We start from the raw sequence: 18,382 nt of genomic DNA on the forward strand, positions 1-18,382 counted from the left end.
TCCCGGGCGGCCCGCAGATTTGCGGGACACGGAAACGGCCGGGCGAACCCATAAGTGTGGGTGTCGCCTGGCCGTCTCCGCGTCACGGGGCTCGGTGCGTGTCCTAAACCCGTGTGATCCTAGGACGAGTGTGGCATCTGCGGCCGGCTGGTGCGGTGGACCGCCGTCACGGCAGCCCCCTGCCCCATGCGGCCATGGCCGGATCCGCGTTCCTTGGGGTGCCGCCGCTTCCCGTTGCCATCAGGCCACGTTCCCGGGGCGCCCGCACCCGTCGGGGCCACCGGAGCTGCGGCCCCGGGCATGTCCGGGGCTTTCATTGCCTGCGCCAGGTGGTCGGCCACCTCCGGGGCCAGTTTCTTTCCAGTCATGTCGTCAGCCATCTGTTCTTCCTTTCCACGATGAAACGAAGTGTTACCAAAAGTGAGGCCGCCGGGGCCTTATTCGCGATGGGCGGCCGGCAATGGCCTGGCCGCAGGCGTCCGCCCGCCTTTAAGAAAGTGTTCCCATGGCACAACCTTAGGGAAGCGCCGGGCCCCTGTGAACCCCTCAAGGGCCGTCGGGATGAGGGGCGCCATGCGGCGAGGACGACGCCGGCCCCCGCATGCCGGCCCGGACAGCCTTCGCAGGTGGTCCGGAAAACCGTGGCGGCCGTCACGATTAGCCGCCGGGAGCGCGCCAAAAGCGGCTGCCGCCGTCGTACTTGCGAAAAAATTCGGTAACGATTGCGCGGTGCCCCGCCATTCCCTGTGCTGGCGCGGGAAAAGCGGGAAAAAGATACCGGCCAAACCGTCCTGAAAGGTGCCGAAAAGGGTTGATCCTACGGCATAAAACGGGCGGGCGCCATGGGTTTCGCGTAAAATTGAAGGCCTGCCCGGAGCGGGGCAGCTACAAGTCGCAAGCAAATGACCTCCACAGGAGTTGCCCAAATGCCCACAGACCGAAGCATCACCGACTCTTCCGCAGGCACCTACAGCGCCTCCGGAACCAACCCAGCAACACCCCCCGGCACCCCACCCGCGGCTGCCAAGGCACCACGGAAGCCCATCAAACTGGGCCGCCGCCGGCTCAAGGAGTCGGACGTCAACGTGGTGAACCAGCCCATGCTCAAGAAGGCACTGGGCGGAACCATCGTGGGCAACACCATGGAATGGTACGACGTAGGCGTTTTCGGCTACCTCATCACCACCATGGGCCCGGTCTTCCTGCCGGAATCAGATCCCACCACCCAAACCCTGTTCCTGCTCGGAACGTTCGCCGCAACGTTTATCGCCCGCCCGCTCGGCGGCGTGATCTTCGGCTGGCTTGGCGACAAGGTGGGCCGGCAGAAGATCCTCGCCACCACTTTGATGATCATGGCGGCAAGCACTTTTGCCATCGGACTCCTCCCCGGCTACGCGCAGATCGGCCTGTGGGCAGCAGGCCTGCTGGTCCTGCTGAAGATCGTCCAAGGCTTCTCCACCGGCGGTGAATACGCCGGTGCCACCACCTTCGTGAGCGAGTACGCCCCGGACAAGCGCCGCGGCTTCTTCGCCAGCTTCCTGGATATGGGCAGCTACTTCGGCTTCGCCCTCGGCGCCGCCCTGGTCTCCGTGCTGCAGCTGACCCTGGGCCAGGGTGCGATGGAAGAGTGGGGCTGGCGCATCCCGTTCCTTGTGGCCGGTCCGCTGGGCCTGATCGCGATCTACTTCCGGAGCAAGATCGAGGAATCCCCGCAATTCCAGGCCACCCTGGACGCGCAGGAAGACCTCGCCAAGCACGCCGCCGCAACCGACGAGGCAACGGCAAAGGGCCCGGTAGGAATCGTAAAGGCTTACTGGCGCTCGATCATTGTGGCGATGGTCCTGGTGGCCGCCGCCAACACCGCCGGCTATGCGCTGACGTCCTACATGCCCACCTACCTCACGGAGTCCAAGGGCTACGACGAGGTGCACGGCACCCTGCTGACCATCCCCGTCCTGGTGGTGATGAGCCTGTGCATACCGCTGACCGGCAAGCTGTCCGACCGGATCGGCCGCCGGCCCGTGCTGTGGATCGGTGCGCTGAGCACAGTTGTCCTGGCCGCCCCGGCCTTTATGCTGATCGGCGTCGGCGAGATCTGGTCCACACTGTCCGGCCTTGCGCTCATCGCGTTCCCGGTGACGTTCTACGTGGCCAACCTGGCCTCGGCCCTCCCGGCCCAGTTCCCCACGTCCAGCCGCTACGGCGCCATGGGTATCGCCTACAACTTCTCGGTGGCCATCTTCGGCGGCACCACGCCGTTCATCGTGGCGGCCCTGATCAGCGCCACCGGCAACGACATGATGCCTGCCTACTACCTCATGGGCACCTCACTGGTGGGCGCCGTCGCCATCTACTTCCTGAAGGAATCGGCCCAGCGGCCCCTGCCCGGCTCAATGCCCAGCGTGGACACCCAGGCTGAGGCCCGCGAACTGGTGGCTACCCAGGACGAGAACCCGCTGATCGACCTGGACGAGCTCCCGTTCGAGACCCAGGACATCACCGATTCAAAAGCCGAAAAGGTTCCCGCCCAGGTCTAGCGGCCACCAGCAGCCCACGCTCCCAAGGCCCGTCCAGCGCAGCTTCCACAAAAGCGCGCGGGGCGGGCCTTTGCCGTGCCGCGCCCGATGTCGTTTTGTTTCCCCGGGACACGTCAGGAAATGCCGGCAGGCGGCGCCCGATGATACTTTCCAAAGGGACCTTGAAGGGGACCCGGAATACAGGCAGGGACGGTGCGGCATGAGGCTTCTGATGGAGCAAATGCGCGCCCTCCACCGGCTGGAGCCCGCAAACCGCGACCACCTCGCCGCCCTGCGCGTCGCCATCAGCGTCGCCGTCCCCTCGCTCCTCCTCCTGGCCGCCGGCCGGACCGACCTCATCATGTACGCCGTCTTCGGCGCCCTGACCGGGATGTACGGCCGCTCGGAACCGCACCAGCTCCGCTTCCTGCACCAGTGCCAGGCCGCGGTGGTCCTGTTGGGCGGCGTGACGGCAGGCCTCCTGCTGTCCGTCAACCACCTGCAGTCCTGGTGGCTTGTCGCCGTGGAAGCGGTCCTGGCCGGCGTCGGATCGGTCTTCGCCGACAGGGTGCGGCTCAAGCCGAACGGGCCGTTCTTTGGCATCCTGGCGCTGGGAGCCTGCGCCTCGGTCCCCGTACCAGTTCCCTGGTACCTGGCCCTGCTCATTGCGGCCGGCTCAGCTGCTTTTTCCCTGCTGGTGGGTTTCGGCGGCTGGGTCCGGCACAGATCCTGGCAGCGGGGTACCGCCCGGACCCCGGCGGCCCAGCCCGCCGGCCGGCGCGGGTTGCTGGTGCACGCCGCACGGTACGTGCTCGCCGTGGGGGCCGCCGGTACCGTGGGGGTCCTCAGCGGCAGCGGCCACCCGCACTGGGCCATGGCCGCCGCAGCCGTTCCCCTGGCCGGCGCCGACCTGCCCAGCAGCGTCCGGCGGGGCATCCACCGCATCGTCGGAACGTTTGTGGGGCTGGCCGTCACCGCCGTCGTCCTTCTTCCCGGGCCGTGGACCCTGGCGGGCCTGTTTCCCGGGCAGCAAGCGGTGCTGCTGGCCCTCCTGGTGATCCTGTTCCAGTTCACCACGGAGCTGTTTATGGCCCGCCACTACGGCCTGGCGATGGTCTCCTTTACGCCGGTGATCCTGCTGATGACCCAGCTCGCCGCACCGATCGACCCCGCGGTCCTGATCCTGGAACGCGGCGTGGAGACCCTGGTGGGCGCGCTGGTGGGCATCGCAGTGGTGGCCGCGGTGCGGCGGGCAGGATCACGGACTGTTGCTGCCCTCATCGGGCTTCCGCGGCGGGCCCGCCACTAGTTTCGCCGGGGCTATCCGCGCCAGCGCAGCGACCAGTTTGTAGCGTTTGGTGGGGATGGAAACGGCTTTGCCCCGGGCATTGTCCGCCAGCCCTTCCCGGACCACGCGCCCCGGGCGCAGCCAGGTCCAGGATGGAACCACGGACTTGTCCATGCCCATGCGGTCGTGGAATTCGGTGTGGACAAAGCCCGGACACACCGCCGTGACTTTTACGCCCCGCGGACCGTAGGCGAGGTTGGCCCATCGGCTGAAGCTCACCATCCACGCCTTCGCCGCGGAATACGTGCCCCGCGGCAGGAAGGCGGCGATGCTGGCCACGTTGATGATCCGCCCCTCGCCTCGGTCCAGCATGCCCTTCAGGGCGGCATGCGCCAGCAGCATGGACGTTTCCACATGCAGCTTCAGGTGCAGTTTCTCCTCGGAGACGGGGTTGTCCTCGAAGTTGTGCAGCAGACCGATGCCCGCGTTGTTGACCAGGATTCCCACCGGCCGCAGGGGATCGGACAAGCGTCCGACGACGGCGGCCACGTCCGCGTCGTCCGTCAGGTCCGCGGGAAGCGCCTCAGCCGTGATTCCGTAGCGCCGTTCCAGGCCCGCCGCTGCTTCCTCGAGGCGGGCCCGGTCCCGCGCCACCAGCACGAGGTTGTAGCCCTGGGCAGCGAGCTGGCGTGCGAACTCGGCGCCCAGGCCTGCACTTGCCCCGGTAACCAGGGCCGTAGTTCCGGAAATCGAAGTTGGTCCGGAGATATCTGGGGTCATGGTGCCAGCCTAGCCGTGCACCTTTCCGCCAGTCCTTCTTCCCGTTGTTTTACCCCGCGAACCTCGCCAAGGGATTCGCGAGGCGGCCGGCCATTTGGAGCCCGCCGGAGGGATCCGCCAGGTCCAGCATCTGCTGGTTGTTGCGGAGCTGGAGCCGGTTCAAACAGGACAGTTCGAAATCCTCCGCAAACAGGTCGTGGCGCGCGAACTGGTCCGAGAATTCCGGATGCTGCCCCTGGTAGTCGCGGATGCTGGCGGCAGCGGTCCGCCAGAACTCCTCCTGGCTGACCTTGCCGTCCTCCGCCAGGAGTGCGGCCAGGAAACGGAAGATGCAGTCGAAGATGTCCGTGAAGATCGCCAGCACCTTTTCCCCGTCCGGGATGTCCGCCTTGATCCGGGACACCTCCTCCGGAAGGTCCAGCCGGTCCCCCATCACCACAATCTCCTCGGCAATGTCCTTCATGACGGCCCGCACCGGCACCCCGTCTTCGAGGATGAGGATCACATTCTCACCATGCGGCATAAAAGCCAGCTCATACTTGAAGAGGCAGTGGACCAGCGGGACCAGGTAGGCCTCGAAGTACCGCCGGAGCCAGTCCGCGGGGGCCAGTCCGGACCGCTCGATCAGCGCCGAAACCATCGGTTTCCCTTCGGCGTCCACATGCAGCAGCGAGGCCATCGTGGCCAGCTGCTGGCCTTCCTGCAGCAGCGGAAGCGGGCTTTCGCGCCAGAGGGCGGAGAGCATCTTCCGGTACGGCGACCCCTTGGCGGAGGCGGCCTCGTAGTATCCGTTGTGGTAGCCGATCGCGGCGAGTTCGCCGATCATGGTGAACCCCCGGCTTTGGAGGGCATTATCGGATTCGATCAGGTTCCGCAGCCAGTCATTGATCGCCGGCGTGGCCTTCATGTACTGCGGCGACAGTCCGCGCATAAAGCCCATGTTCAGCACGGACATGGCGGTTTTGACGTAGTGCCGGGCCGGGGCCGTGGTGTTGAAGAAGGTCCGGATGGACTGCTGCGCCTGGTAGCTGTCCCTCCCGGTACCCAGGTACACAATCCGCTGGCGGGCGATCTCGGCCGCGAACGTCACGGTGAGCTTGTTCTCCCACTGCCACGGGTGCACGGGCATCAGGAAGTACTGGTCCGGGTCGAGGCCCAGCACCTGGAGTTCGGCGTCGAAGCCGCCCAGCAGTGAACCCAGCTCGGCGTCCAGGTGCGCGCGGTAATCCAGTCCTGCAGTTGCGGTGAACACCGCGTGGCTCCGGTGCACGGCGATCCACTGCAGCTGCACCGGGGCTCCCGTCTCCGGCGCGAAGTCGTGGTAGTCGGTGATGCCGAAGCCGAGGCGCCCGTTGTTGGCCACAAAGCAGGGGTGGCCTTCGGTCATGCTGCGCTCGATGGCCTGGAAGTCCACGGCCGGGTTGAGCCCGCCGGTGACTCCGGCTGCCAGTTCCGCCGCCGTGGGCTGGCCGGCCCACTGCTTGTACGTGTGGCTTGCCAGGGTGCTGCTGACCTCCTCGAGGTACACCGGCAGCATCTGCAGGTTGATGCCCAGTGTGCCGTGGAACGCGGTGATGAACTCCAGCACGTCCAGCGGCTCTTCGGCTCCGTCCCGGAAGCAGCGGATGGAACTGGCGTCGATGGACCAGTGCTCCAGTTCCAGGAGCCTGGCAGTGAAGCGGCACTCCAGCGTGCCGTCGTCGCTGCGGACCCGGTAGTTCCCGGCCTTTTCGTCCAGGGGCTCGGGGGCAAGGATCCGTTCGTGGGAGAACTCGGCGAGTGCCTTGCGGAGCAGGTGCCGGTTGGCGTTGTCCCACCGCTCTGCGCTGAGGTGCGGGGCCGCGTTGGCCGTGCCGGCAGCAGCCGGATCCATGCCGGGTGCAGGTGCGGAATCGAGGTGGACGGTCATAGTGAGGCTCCCTGCATGACGGGTGTGGACAGAGTGTTCAGTGCCGCACGCGCGGCCAGGTAATCGGTGCGGCTGCAGAAGCTCAGCAAGGCGTCTTTGTCCGGCAGTGTCACCACGCCGGCAGGCTGGAAACCCAGCCGTGCATTGAGCGCGTGGATCTTGGTGTTCCGGGCATCCGGCTCCACAACGATGCGCTCCACTCCCGGTTTGGCGAACAGCCGGTCAAGGACGGCGTCCATCACCGACGTGGTGTAGCCCGGCACGGGAGCGTCCCGCGGCGGAGCCACCAGCAGGTGCATCCCCACGTCGCCGGGCTGGACAGCGTACAAGCCCGCCAGCGGCGAGGATTCCGGCAGGTACTCCTCCATCAGGAAGGCGGGGACGCCGTCGTCGAGCCCCAGCAGGGCGTGGTGGTGGCCGCTGGTCTGGATCCTGGTGTATTCCGCCACCACATCCTCCAAGCTGGCCGTCAGCATGCCCCAGAACGAGGCGTACGGCCGGGTGACCCAGCTGTGGAGGAGCGGTGCGTCGGACTGCGCGTCAAGGCAGCGGAACGTGAAGCTCATGCCGGCACCCCTGCCGCGGGGTCTGCAGGTGCACTGACATCCGCCGGTACAACCACGTCCGGTGATGCACTGAGCTCCGCGGGCGCGCCGAACTGCTGGAACGCGATGCTCCGCTCCACGGGGTACACCTCGCGGCCGGTGATTTCGCGCAGGATGCAGGAGTTGCGGTAGGCACCCATACCCAGGTCCGGGGTGACGAACCCGTGCGTATGCAGCTCGGCGTTCTGGACGAAGATCTCGCCCGGTTCCACGCCGGTGCTGTAGTTCCGGTCCACGGCGAACCTGCCCGTGCCGTCCCGCGCGATGCGGTCCTGGATGCCGCCCAGGAACCCGGGTTCCTGGTAGCCGTAGCCGGTGGCGAGCACCACCGCTTCGCTGTCCAGCGTGTAGGACGTGCCCTGTTCCCCGTGCTCCAGGTGCAGGATGTGCGTCCGGGCCTCCGGGTCCCACCGGGCGCCGGCCAGGGTGGAGTGGGTCAGCAGTTGAGTGTCCACCAGGCCGGAGATGCTCTTGGTGTAGAGCAGGTCGTAGATGGCATCGATCAGGTCCGAGTTGATGCCCTTGTAGAGGTTCTTCTGCGTCTTGTTGAGGTGGTCGCGCTGGTGCTGCGGCAGGCCGTGGAAGTAGTCCACGTACTCGGGCGAGGTCATCTCGAGCGTCAGCTTGGTGTACTCCAGCGGGAAGAACCGGCCCGAGCGGGTCACCCAGTTCAGCTGGTAGCCGTGGACGTCCGATTCCTGCAGCAGCTCGTAGTAGATCTCGGCGGCACTCTGGCCGCTGCCCAGGATGGTGATGCTGCGCTGCTGCTGCAGCTCGGCCTTCCGGGTCAGGTATTCGGCATTGTGCAGGACCACTCCCCCGCGGCCGGCAGCGGCGTCAGCCGCTATTCCCGCCGCTGCCTCCGGCACGTACGGGGAGGTTCCGGTGCCCAGCACCAGCCGCCGCGCCAGCAGTACCTCCGGCCCTTCGGGACCCGAGACGGACAGCCGGTACACGCCGTCGTCGTACGCCGTATCCAGCACAGCTGTGCCAAAACGGACGCCGGGCAGCTGCCCGGCCACCCACTGGCAGTACTGGTTGTACTCGGCCCGCAGCGGGTAGAAGTTTTCGCGGATATAGAAGCGGTACAGCCGGCCGGTCTGCTTGAGGAAGTTCAGGAAGGAGTAGGGCGAAGTGGGATCGGCCAGGGTGACGAGGTCCGCCATAAAGGGCACCTGCAGGTGGGCCGGCTCCAGCATCATGCCGGGGTGCCAGTCGAAGGATTCCCGGCGTTCCAGGAAGACGCCGTCCAGCCCGTCCACCGGCTCGGCAAGTGCGGCCAGGCCCAGGTTGAAGGGCCCGACGCCGACGGCGGCGAAGTCGTAAATCCTGCCGTTGCCTCCAGCTCGGTTATTGGTGCTCATGCGGAGACCCCGCTCTGCAGCAGGCCGGCGCCCGTGTGGCGCAGGAGGGTGATGATCTGGGCAATGTCCTCAAGGGTGGCCTCAGCGTTGAGGAGCGTGAACTTCAGGTAGTGGCGGCCGCCCACCTTGGTTCCCGCCACCACCGCTTCCCCGGAGGCGAAGACGGCGGCGCGGATGGCAGGATTGAGGGCATCGGCGGCGTCCTCGGCGAGGCGGTTCCCGCCCTCCAGGCGCGGCCGGTACCGGAACACCAGGGTGGACAGCTGCGGCGGTGCGGCCAGTTCGAAGTCGTCATCCGCGGCGAGCAGCGTGCCCACCCGCGCTGTGAGATCGATGGCTTCGTCGAACAGGGCGCCGATGGCGTCCGCGCCCATGATCCGCAGGGTGAGCCACAGCTTCAGTGCGTCGAACCGGCGGGTGGTCTGGATGCTTTTGTCCACCTGGTTGGGGATGTCGGCGAGGGCGGCGCTTTCCGGGTTGAGGTAATCGGCGTAGTACGTGATGTGGCGCAGCATGGTCCGGTCGCGGACCAGCAGGGCGCTGGAGCTTACCGGCTGGAAAAACGTCTTGTGGAAGTCAACGGTGACTGAGTCCGCGAGCCTGGTTCCGTCCAGGAGGTGCCGGTAACGGCCGGAAACCATGAGGCCGCCGCCGTACGCGGCGTCGATGTGGAACCAGGCTCCGTAGGCCCTGGCCAGTGCGGCGAGCTCGGCGAGCGGGTCCACCGCGCCGAAGTCGGTGGTGCCGGCGGTGGCCACCACGGCCATGGGGGTCAGGCCGGCGTCGCGCGCTTCCGCCAGGGCTTCGGCGAGGGCGGCCGGGTCCATCCGGTGGTCAGCGGTGCAGGGGACGGTGACCACGGCGTCGAACCCCAGTCCCAGCATGGAGGCCGACTTCTGGATGCTGAAGTGGCTGTCCTCCGAGGTGAAGATCCGCAGGGTGTCCAGCAGGGCAGGCAGCCGGAGTGCGCTGCGTGCAGAGTCCTGGCGGAGGCCGGCGACAGCGTGGTTGCGGGCAATGAGCAGGGCCTGGAGGTTGGACTGGCTGCCCCCGGAGGTGAAGATGCCGTCGGCCGCGTCGCCGAGGTGCAGCCGGCCGGCGGCCCACTCGATGAGGCGGCGCTCGATCATGGTGGCCCCGGCGCTCTGGTCCCAGGTGTCCAGCGAGGAGTTCACCGCGGAGAGGACAGCCTCGCCCACCAGCGCCGGAATCACCACGGGGCAGTTGAGGTGGGCGGCGTACTTGGCGTCGTGGAAGTAGATGGCGTCACGCAGGTACACGTCTTCGAGTTCCTGCAGCGCTGCTGCCGTGTCCGGCAGGGGTGTTTCCAGGTCCACCGCTCCCACGCGGGCCTTCAGCTCTGAAGGTCCGACGCCGGTGAACGGCCGGGTGGTCCGCTCCAGTTTGGTAGCCACAGCCGTGACGCCCTGCAGCACCTGGGCCACGTAGCGGGGTGAGTTGCGCGCGTTGAGCAGGTGGTTGCTGGCCGCGAGCGCGAGTTCCACCCGCGAGCCAAAATCCTGGCCCGGAGATTCCCCGCGGTCTCGCGGTTCGTCCACTTCTAACTCATCAAGGCGGGGCATCAGCGGCACTGGTCATCCTTTGGGTTGGCGTTTCACTCCGATTGCAAAGGCAAGCCTTACTTAGGGGAGCCTTTTAATCAAACTTTCGTGATGTATTTATCAGGAGTCCCGGAATTCAGCGGTTTTTGGGCTTCCGCCCACGTCATTGACTGGCGGCCCGCGGCCCTTCTGCTGCAAAATACCCCGCCGCCGCCCTTGAGCTGCCAGTCCATAGGCGGCGCCGGGAGAGTTAGGGTTGGAATACAGGCAGCCGGCGCGGCTGCAGATCCATCAGGGGGAAACATGGAGCAGTCAGCGGGCATGATGGGCTTCCGGGAAGTGGACCAGGATGGAAATCCGGTGGGCCTTGGGGACAGCGCGGCAGCGGCGGAGGACCAGCCCGGCGGGCGCCTTCCTGCCGCCGTAAACCCGTTCATCGTTACCTTGTGGGTGCTTGCCGCCACACTGCTGGGCGGCGGAGTCTGGGCTTTCCTCAACACCAGCGTTGCGATCGGGCCGTCCCCCGCATCCATGCCGTTGTCTTTTGTGGTTTTTACTTTTGCCCCGTATGCGGCACTGAGCGGCATCATCGCGATTATCGGGCTTCTGTTCTGGCACGCCCACCAGTGGCAGCGGAAGCGCACCCGGGCCCTTTAGGGCTCGTCCGCGGACCTGGAAATGTGACCTGGGGAACACGCGGATTTGTTTTGGGATTAGTAAGCATGCTTTGCTTATGGGGTAAATGAACCTCCGCAAGCAATCGCGGCGGGCTGCCAACGCCGGCAGGACCGTAAGAAGCCCAAGGACGAACATCATGACCACCGCTACACCAGACCAACTCGCGGCCCCCATGGAAACGGCAGGAGAAGGCGGAGCTCCTGTGAGCTCCCTCCGTCCTGCAGATATGGGTTTGCTGGAGACGTTGAGTTCAAAAATGCACTGCCGAACTCCCATGAAGCGCGTGGATCCGGACGAGACGCCTCTCTTCCAGCCGGTGCTCGTTGACGGCGCCACGGTCATTCCCGTCGGCACCGCATCCCCGGCCGGCCCGTCGCCCGCCGCCGTCGAAACCTACCGCTGCGCCTGCGGCTTCACCATCGATGTCCCCATGGCCGAGGCACACGCCCTGGCCAGCTGACCCACCGGGCGGCACTGCGCCGCCCCTGCGGTGCCGGATGGCCAGGGCGAGCCCGCTAACGTGCTGAAGCTCTGGCAGCTTCCACCGCCAGCCGGGTATCTTCCAGCACCAGGTCGGCATTGATGGCGGCGGCAGCTTTCAGTCCGGCGGCCGCCGCCGTCATCACCTGTGCCGACACATCCGTCACATTCCCTGCGGCCCATACTCCCGGGCATGATGTCTGCCCGGAAGCGTCGGTGTGCAGGCGGGTTCCCGGCCCTTCCTCCAGCCCGACCGGTTCCAGCCCAAGGACCTGGAGCATGTTCGTTCTGCTGACCGTCGCCGGACTCACCACCAGCACCTCCAGCGGTACCGCCGAACCGTCCTCGAGGGTGACTGCCGTGAGCTTGTCGTCCTGGACCACCAGCCCGCGCACCCTGCCATCAACCACCCTCACGCACCGGGCGTCCAGCTGTTCCCTGTGGCCGGGGCTAAGGGTCAGTTCACCGTTGAGCAGGAGAGTCACGTCTTGGCTCCACTGCCGAAAGGTCAGGGCCTGAAGCACGGCATGGGAACCGGCAGCCAGGACCCCCACCTTTTGGTTACGGATCTCCCAGCCATGGCAGTAGGGGCAGTACAAAACGTCCCGGCCCCAGCGCTCGTTCAGGCCAGGCAGGTCCGGAAGCTCATCCTCGCTGCCCGACGTGATCAGCAGCCGGCGGGCCGTGCAGGTGGAGCCGTCCTCCAGTGACAGCACAAAGTTCCCGCACTTCCGCTCAGCGGACCTGACGAACCCGGTCACGGCCGTCCCGCCGTAGCCCGCCAGCTCTGCCCGTCCGGCAGCCAGGAACTGCTGCGGACTCATTCCCTCACGCGTCAGGAAGCCGTGGACTCCCTCCGCCCGGAGGTTCCGCTGCCCGCCGGCGTCGATCACCACTACTGAGCGCAGCGCCCTGGCCAGGGCAACTCCGGCGCTCAGCCCGGCCGGCCCGCCGCCAATGACGGCAACATCGAAAAGTTGCTCGAAGTTGTTCATCCCCGGTTCCTTCCCGGTGTGCGCAGCACTGTAAAGCGTGCGCATTCACGATGCGCGCGCCCTCTGCAAGACCGCGCTCAGGAGGAATTACCCGGCCCTGCGGCAGAATAACGTTCGGTCCTCGGATCGGCGGGATGGAGGGCGGGAAGGACCAACGTCTACCGGCGCCGGGTCACGCTCCCAAACCTGTGCTGGCCGGCCGTTCCGGCCAGTCCACGCACTGTTCATAGCCCTCGTGCTTGCGCAGGTAGGCGGCGATGAACGGGCAATGCGGAATGATCCGCTTTCCTGCTGCCACAACGTCGTCCAGCGCAAAGTGGGCGAGGACCTTTCCCAGGCCCTGGCCTTCAAAGTCCGGCGAGGTTTCGGTGTGGCTGAAGTCGATATGGCCGGGCAGGTCCTGGTAGAAGGACTGCACGGCGAGTTTGCCGCCCACCAGCAGTTCGTAGCGGTGCTGCGCGTCATTGCGCCGCAGCGTGACGTCGGGGGTGAACCTATCCTCGGTGGACATCATGTTCTCGGTCATGGTTCGACACTGGCACTACTTCACCCCGCTGGCAATGCCCGGGAGCCCCCTCCTGCGGCTTCCCGGGACGCTGGCCCGCAGGAGGGGGACACTGGTCCGGCAGGAGGGGGACACTGCGGGCTAAGGAGCGGCCGCGGCGTCAGGCCATGCGGAGGAGGGCGAAAAGCCCCAGCACGACGGCGAGCAGGGGCAGAGTGCCTTGGGTGGCAGCGGGCCGGAGGTACTTCCTGCCCGTCAAGGCCAGGACTGCCGCAGCCAACACCATCGAACCGCAGCTGCTGAAGACGAGGGTCCAGCCCGCCACCCACGGTGCCGATCCCCCGGGTGCCAGCGCCACGCAGCCGACGCCGATGAAAGCTCCGACGGCCAGGAAGAGGTTGTAGAAGCCTTGGTTGTAGGCAAGCGGCCGGGTGGTTTCGGCGTCGGCCTGGGAACCCACCCCGAAACGCTTCCAGGTGGCCGGCCTGGTCCAGGTGACCGACTCCATGGTGAAGATGTAGACGTGCAGCGCAGCGGCCAGGAACGCAAAAAGGAGGGAGACCAGGATCATTGCTTGATCCTAGCCTCCCCCTCCCGGAGTTTTTGTCCAGATATGCAGGCCTAATGAGGGTTTAACCCTGCATATCTGGACAAAAACTCGAAGGGAATGTCAGCGCGTGAGGGTCGCCAGCGTGGTGCTGGCGAAGCTGCGGGCGGCCTGGTTCCAGTGGCTCAGGAGACCCTGGAGGTTTTCGCCGTCGGAACGGTGGGCCGGAAGCTGGGCCTGCAGCGTGGCCAGGACGCCGGTGCGGAGTTCGGTGTTGAAGTTGACCTTGCCGACGTTCATGGACGCCGCCTTCACCAGTTCCTCTGCAGGAATGCCGGAGGCGCCGTGGAGCACCAGCGGGATATGGGTCCGCACGGCGATGTCCTGCAGGACATCCCACCGCAGCTGCGGCTCCCCCTTGTACTTGCCGTGGACATTTCCGACGGCGACGGCCAGCAGTTCCGCGCCGGTCCGGGACACAAAGTCCTCCACCTGCGCCGAATCCGTCAGCCCGGCCACCGACACGCCGGACTGGTCTGCGCCGAAGGCGCGGTCCTCGTCTCCGGCCAGGCCGCCCAGCTCGGCTTCCAGCACCACGTCCGGACCCAGCAGATCCCGGGCGGCGCGGACCAGCGCGATGTTGTCCTCGTAAGGGAGGGACGAACCGTCGGCCAGGACGGAATCCGCCCCGGCCGTAACGGCGTCGGCCATCACTGAAAGGTCGGTGGCGTGGTCAAGCTGCACCGCGACCGGAACGGCTGCGGCGTCGGCGAGGCCGCGCAGGGCTCCAATGAGCCGCAGTCCGTTGGGTGTGGCGGCTGTTTTGGGTGCGACCAGCAGGATGACGCCGCGGCCGGATTCCTCCGCAGCGGCCACCACTGCCAGCGCGGTGGTGAAGTCGTAGCAGGTGAAGGCCGGGACCGCCGAGCCGTGCTGCAGTGCGGACGTGACCAGGTGGTCGAGTCGGGTGCGCATCAGACGGCAAGTCCGCCTGTGAGGATCCAGACCAGGAACGTCAGGGCGAATCCGGCCAAGCCCAAAACGGTGGTGAGCACCGTCCAGGTCTTGAGCCCGTCCGCCACTGAGAGGCCAAGGAAGCGCGTCACGATCCAGAAACCGGAGTCGTTGACGTGGCTGAGCCCCAGCGCGCCGAAGCCCATGGCGACCAGGATGAGTGCCGTCTGGAAAGGTGAGAAACCGCCGTCCGCCACGGAAGCTGCCAGCAGTCCCGAGGTGGTGATGATGGCAACTGTTGCAGAACCTTGGGATGCACGCAGGATGGCTGCGAGGACGAAGGCCATCACGACCACCGGGAGGCCGGCAGTCTGCAGCCCTTCCGCGAGGGCCTTTCCGATGCCGGACACGGTGAGTACCTTGCCGAAGACGCCGCCGGCGCCGGTGACCAGGATAACGATCGCGGTGGGGGCGAGTGCGGAGTCCATGACCTCACCGGTGTGCTGCGAGGACCACCCGCGGCGGATTCCCAGGAAGTAGTAGGCCAGGCCAAGGGCGGTGAGAAGGGCGATCAGCGGAGCTCCAACAAAGGCCGCGAGCTGGGCGGGGAAGGAATCCTTGGGCAGGATCACAGCGCCGACGGTTCCCACCATGATCATGAGGATCGGAAGGACAATCAGGGTGATGATCATGGCCGGGCTGGGAGCGGTCTTGACCTCGCTCTTGACGGCAACGCTGGAAGTGCCCTGGGCAGCCTCCTGCTCGACCTGTGAAGTCCCGGTACCAAAGAGCCGGAACTGCTCGGCGGTGGAGGGCAGCATGGTGAAATCGCGGCGGTTGAGCCGGCGGGCAACAAAGTAGCCCAGGACGCCCACGGGAATGCAGAGGGCGAGGCCGATGATGGTGGTCCAGCCGATGTCCGCGCCGAGGATTCCCGCGCCGCCGACGACGCCGGGGTGCGGCGGGACAACAACGTGGATTGCCAGCATGATGCCGCCAACGGGCAGGCCGATCTTGACCGGGTTCACCCCGGCGGCCTTGGCAAATCCGTAGATGATGGGGATCAGGATGATGAATCCGACGTCAAAGAAGACCGGGATGGCCAGCAGGAAGGCTGCGGAGGTCAAGGCGGCGATGACCCTGCGGGGACCGAGCAGCTGCGTGAATTTACCGGCGAGGGACTGTGCGCCGCCGGAAATCTCGATCATCTTGCCCAGCATGGCGCCAAGGCCCACCAGGATGGCGACGGAACCCAGGGTGCCGCCCATGCCTTCAGTAACGGTCTTGATGACGTCCGGCAGCGGGATGCCTGCCACCAGGGCCACTGCAACGCTGACCACGAGCAGGGCAAGGAATGCGGGGATTTTGAACTTGATAACGGCCACAAGGAGCAGGGCGACGCCCGCCGCTGCTATGGCCAGAAGAGCTAGTGCGCTCATCGTGTGTCTCCTTTGACGTCGCTGGCTAAGCCTAGCGAGCTTGCTGATTAGGGGAACGCTGGGAGGTACGGCGACGGCGGAGGGGGGACCGCCGTCGTCGTCCTTCTTTGGAGTTTTTGTCCAGATACGCAGGGCAAACAGGCCCTTAAGTCGGCTTATCTGGACAAAAACTCCTGGCGGGGAGGTACGTGCTACTTGGTGCGCCTGGTGGGGGCGACCACCTTGATGACGGCAGAGTCATCGGCCGCGGCGAGTCCCTGGGCCTGGCCCAGGAGGTAGAGCTGCTCGGCAGCGGCGGCAACCGGGGCTGCCAGTCCGGCCGCGCGGGTGGCTTTGCCCACGATGCCCATGTCCTTGACGAAGATGTCCAGGCGGGACAGGACCTCGGCGCCTTCCTCGTTATAGGCCTCGAGGATGCGGGGACCGCGGTTGGAGAGCATGAACGAGCCGGCGGCACCGGCTTCGAGGGCGGCGAGGGTCTTGGCCTGGTCCAGTCCCAGCGCGTCCGCGAGGGCCATGGCTTCGGCGGCTGCGGCGATGTGGACGCCGCAGAGGAGTTGATTGACCGTCTTGAGGGCCTGGCCGTCGCCGGGCTTGTCGCCCACCACGGTGAGCGTGGAGGCAAGCAGTTCCAGGGCGGGGGCAGCCTTTTCACGGGCCTCGGGGGAAGCGCCCACCACGATCAGCAGGTCGCCTTCGCCGGCGCGCTTGGGGCCGCCGGACAGCGGGGCATCCACGAGCTCAACCCCGTATTCGGCCAGCTTCGCGACGGTGGCGGGGATGGCCTCGGTGCCCACGGTGCTGCCGAGGATCACGACGGCGCCCTGCTCCAGCACGGTGGCAACGCCGTTCTCACCGAAGAGGACGTCATTGAGCTGCTCGCCGTTGCGGACAGCCAGCAGGACGGCGTCGGCACCCTTGGCGGCTTCGCGGGCGGTGCTGAACGTGGCGATGCCGGCTTCTTCGGCGAGCTTGAGGCGGGGCTCTGCGATGTCGAAGCCGTGGACGGTCAGCTGGGATGCGAGGCGGGTGGCCATGGGCAGGCCCATGGCGCCAAGGCCCAGGACGGCGACGGTGTAGTTACTGGTCATGGTGTTCTCCATTGAATTTTTTGCGGGGGTTTCGACGGGCTCAATCACCGGTGTGGGGATTAGAAAGTGTTGCTGAGTTTGCGGGTGACGTCGGCGAGGGACTGGTCGTCGCCCACGTTGCCGGCGAAGACGATGTACGGGATGCCCTTGGCGGGGCCGTCCACCGGTTCCCAGAGCGAGACGATGCCGGGAAGCATGGGCCCGCGGACGATGGCGTGGCGGATTTCCAGGCCGTGCGCCGCCACATCGGAGGAGGTGATGCCGCCCTTGGCGATGACGAACCGCGGCGGGAAGGTCTTCAGCGTCCGGTTCACCACGGCGACGACGGCGGCGGAGACGGTGCGTGCGATCCGCAGGCTTTCGGCGGGGTCGTCCGTCTTGATCAGCAGGCGGCTGGTGTGGACGATGACGTCGCCGCCGCGGAGGGCTTCGACGACGGTGTCCACAGTCTGGTCCAGGTGTTCCTGTGCGGTGCCGCCGAGGAGTTCCTCGACGTCGATCTCCACGATCCGGGCGGCGCTGTGCTGTTCGGTCAGGGCCTTGAGCTGGCGGGTGGTGACGCCAACGTGGGAGCCGACGACGATCAGGCCGCCGGCCTCGGACGGGGTGTTCCCGGCGTACGCTTCAGCGCCGCTGAGCTCGGCGCGGATCTCCTGCCCGATGCGGGCGCGGCCAAACGGCGGACCCACCCGGTAGAGCAGCTTCTTGCCCCGGCGTTCGGCTTCTTCGAGGCCGAGGGACAGGGCGCGGAGGTCGTTTTCGGTGACGATGTCAGCCACGATGGGGGTGGAGTCCGTGGCGGCTTCGATGGCGTCGGCGATAGCGTTGGCGCTGGTCTGCGCACCCTCGGCAGGATCCTTGGCCGTTGCTCCGGCGCGGATGGTATTGAGGTCCAGGACGATCACGGAGTCCGCGGCGAAGCGTCCCTGGGACTTTTCCTGGACGTAGTCGGCCATCACGGAGGTGGTGAAGCCGAAGGTGGCGTCCTTGGCGAATTCGGTCTGGGACACCGGGGTGAGCGTGCCGGCTGCCTCACCGGTGCCGCGCATGTAGTGGACGCCGCCGATGGTGACCCGCCCGGCGTCGGGGAACGCTGGAACCAGGACCACGCCGTCGGTCCTTTCCCCGCTGACCTCGGCCACGGTGGCGGCGATGACGTCCGGCTCGAGGGGGTAGTGGCCGCGGAGGGTGGAATCGCTGCGGCTGACGAAACCGAGGCGCAGTTCAGCGGGTGACCCGGCGGCGGCGAGGGCGTTGCGGACCACTTCCTCGTTGCGGGCTGCGGCTTCCGCGGGGTCCAGGCTCCGGGTGTTGGTCAGGACGTAGACGGCGGGCTTGGACTGGCCGAAGGCCCAGATGAAGTCCTCAACGTCCCAGCGGGTGAGCACGGGCAGATCCGCCACGGACTGGGTTCCCGTGGGGTCGTCGTCGAGCACTACCAGCACCCGCGGGGTCTCCGCGTTGGAGGCGGCCAGGGTGCTGGCCACCAGTTCGGCGGGAATCCGGACCTCGGCCGGATAGGCGGCCAGGACGTCTGCTTCAAGCTTCACGGTGCACTCCGTTGTGTATGGGTCCTCGGAACCTGCTGGAACTGTAAGATGTCTGACATCTTGCATTTGAATGTTAGTGTGGCACAGGACATAAAGACGCGCAAGTAGACTTGTCTGAC

The 18,382-nt window shown here is 66.6% G+C and carries 17 protein-coding genes; 4 read left to right on the forward strand and 13 right to left on the reverse strand.

The window, feature by feature from the left end; genetic code table 11:
• Positions 1 to 119: 119 nt before the first annotated feature.
• Entirely contained in the window at positions 120 to 380 is a 261-nt protein-coding gene (locus ARTSIC4J27_RS18245; RefSeq protein WP_050056608.1) for a hypothetical protein, read from the reverse strand.
• A gap of 546 nt (positions 381 to 926) precedes the next feature.
• On the opposite strand from ARTSIC4J27_RS18245, the gene ARTSIC4J27_RS18250 reads away from it, so the two are divergent.
• Both ARTSIC4J27_RS18250 and ARTSIC4J27_RS18255 read left to right on the forward strand, forming a co-directional pair.
• Positions 927 to 2,537: an MFS transporter gene (locus ARTSIC4J27_RS18250; RefSeq protein ID WP_050056609.1), complete on the forward strand. Its 1,611-nt coding sequence runs from the start codon at positions 927 to 929 to the stop codon at positions 2,535 to 2,537.
• 199 nt (positions 2,538 to 2,736) lie between these two features.
• Positions 2,737 to 3,825, forward strand: coding sequence for an FUSC family protein (locus ARTSIC4J27_RS18255; RefSeq protein WP_050056610.1), 1,089 nt, complete (start codon positions 2,737 to 2,739; stop codon positions 3,823 to 3,825).
• On the opposite strand, the gene ARTSIC4J27_RS18260 is transcribed toward ARTSIC4J27_RS18255, so the two are convergent.
• From ARTSIC4J27_RS18260 to ARTSIC4J27_RS18280, 5 genes are read right to left on the reverse strand one after another with little or no spacing between them, the layout of a single operon-like run.
• Positions 3,775 to 4,584: an SDR family NAD(P)-dependent oxidoreductase gene (locus ARTSIC4J27_RS18260; RefSeq protein ID WP_050056611.1), complete on the reverse strand. Its 810-nt coding sequence runs from the start codon at positions 4,582 to 4,584 to the stop codon at positions 3,775 to 3,777. The two genes, ARTSIC4J27_RS18255 and ARTSIC4J27_RS18260, sit on opposite strands and share 51 nt — an antisense overlap.
• Positions 4,585 to 4,633: 49 nt before the next feature.
• On the reverse strand, positions 4,634 to 6,457 hold the full coding sequence (locus ARTSIC4J27_RS18265) for an IucA/IucC family protein (protein ID WP_050056940.1): 1,824 nt from the start codon (positions 6,455 to 6,457) through the stop codon (positions 4,634 to 4,636).
• A gap of 32 nt (positions 6,458 to 6,489) precedes the next feature.
• Complete coding sequence (locus ARTSIC4J27_RS18270; protein ID WP_050056612.1) at positions 6,490 to 7,059, reverse strand: GNAT family N-acetyltransferase; 570 nt, start codon at positions 7,057 to 7,059, stop codon at positions 6,490 to 6,492.
• The gene (locus ARTSIC4J27_RS18275) at positions 7,056 to 8,462 is read right to left on the reverse strand and encodes a lysine N(6)-hydroxylase/L-ornithine N(5)-oxygenase family protein (RefSeq protein WP_050056613.1); all 1,407 of its coding nucleotides are present in this window, start codon (positions 8,460 to 8,462) and stop codon (positions 7,056 to 7,058) included. Before ARTSIC4J27_RS18275 ends, ARTSIC4J27_RS18270 begins: the two co-directional genes overlap by 4 nt.
• Entirely contained in the window at positions 8,459 to 10,045 is a 1,587-nt protein-coding gene (locus ARTSIC4J27_RS18280; RefSeq protein ID WP_050056941.1) for a pyridoxal phosphate-dependent decarboxylase family protein, read from the reverse strand. The genes ARTSIC4J27_RS18275 and ARTSIC4J27_RS18280 overlap by 4 nt, the downstream gene beginning before the upstream one ends.
• A 282-nt stretch (positions 10,046 to 10,327) precedes the next feature.
• Here ARTSIC4J27_RS18280 and ARTSIC4J27_RS18285 point away from each other — a divergent pair, with 282 nt between their 5' ends.
• Both ARTSIC4J27_RS18285 and ARTSIC4J27_RS23270 read left to right on the forward strand, forming a co-directional pair.
• Complete coding sequence (locus tag ARTSIC4J27_RS18285; protein WP_152683915.1) at positions 10,328 to 10,681, forward strand: hypothetical protein; 354 nt, start codon at positions 10,328 to 10,330, stop codon at positions 10,679 to 10,681.
• A 277-nt stretch (positions 10,682 to 10,958) separates the two neighbouring features.
• Positions 10,959 to 11,162, forward strand: coding sequence for a hypothetical protein (locus ARTSIC4J27_RS23270; protein WP_235436752.1), 204 nt, complete (start codon positions 10,959 to 10,961; stop codon positions 11,160 to 11,162).
• 55 nt (positions 11,163 to 11,217) lie between these two features.
• Here the strand turns inward: ARTSIC4J27_RS23270 and ARTSIC4J27_RS18295 are convergent, their stop codons facing one another.
• From ARTSIC4J27_RS18295 to ARTSIC4J27_RS18325, 7 genes are all read right to left on the reverse strand, one after another.
• On the reverse strand, positions 11,218 to 12,177 hold the full coding sequence (locus ARTSIC4J27_RS18295) for an NAD(P)/FAD-dependent oxidoreductase (RefSeq protein WP_050056616.1): 960 nt from the start codon (positions 12,175 to 12,177) through the stop codon (positions 11,218 to 11,220).
• A gap of 172 nt (positions 12,178 to 12,349) precedes the next feature.
• A complete protein-coding gene (locus ARTSIC4J27_RS18300; protein ID WP_050056617.1) occupies positions 12,350 to 12,703 on the reverse strand; it encodes a GNAT family N-acetyltransferase in 354 nt (117 codons plus the stop codon).
• 139 nt (positions 12,704 to 12,842) lie between these two features.
• Complete coding sequence (locus ARTSIC4J27_RS18305; RefSeq protein WP_050056618.1) at positions 12,843 to 13,253, reverse strand: DUF1304 domain-containing protein; 411 nt, start codon at positions 13,251 to 13,253, stop codon at positions 12,843 to 12,845.
• A 99-nt stretch (positions 13,254 to 13,352) separates the two neighbouring features.
• Positions 13,353 to 14,204 carry a class II fructose-bisphosphate aldolase gene (locus tag ARTSIC4J27_RS18310; RefSeq protein ID WP_050056619.1) on the reverse strand — a complete coding sequence of 284 codons (852 nt, stop codon included), beginning with the start codon at positions 14,202 to 14,204 and terminating at the stop codon, positions 13,353 to 13,355.
• On the reverse strand, positions 14,204 to 15,622 hold the full coding sequence (locus ARTSIC4J27_RS18315) for a GntP family transporter (RefSeq protein WP_050056620.1): 1,419 nt from the start codon (positions 15,620 to 15,622) through the stop codon (positions 14,204 to 14,206). Before ARTSIC4J27_RS18315 ends, ARTSIC4J27_RS18310 begins: the two co-directional genes overlap by 1 nt.
• Before the next feature lie 191 nt (positions 15,623 to 15,813).
• Positions 15,814 to 16,713: an NAD(P)-dependent oxidoreductase gene (locus tag ARTSIC4J27_RS18320; protein ID WP_050056621.1), complete on the reverse strand. Its 900-nt coding sequence runs from the start codon at positions 16,711 to 16,713 to the stop codon at positions 15,814 to 15,816.
• Between the two features lie 59 nt (positions 16,714 to 16,772).
• Entirely contained in the window at positions 16,773 to 18,263 is a 1,491-nt protein-coding gene (locus tag ARTSIC4J27_RS18325) for a four-carbon acid sugar kinase family protein (RefSeq protein WP_050056622.1), read from the reverse strand.
• Between the last annotated feature and the right edge of the window lie 119 nt (positions 18,264 to 18,382).

The sequence above is a fragment of the Pseudarthrobacter siccitolerans genome (assembly GCF_001046895.1).
In the GTDB taxonomy this organism is placed as follows: domain Bacteria; phylum Actinomycetota; class Actinomycetes; order Actinomycetales; family Micrococcaceae; genus Arthrobacter; species Arthrobacter siccitolerans.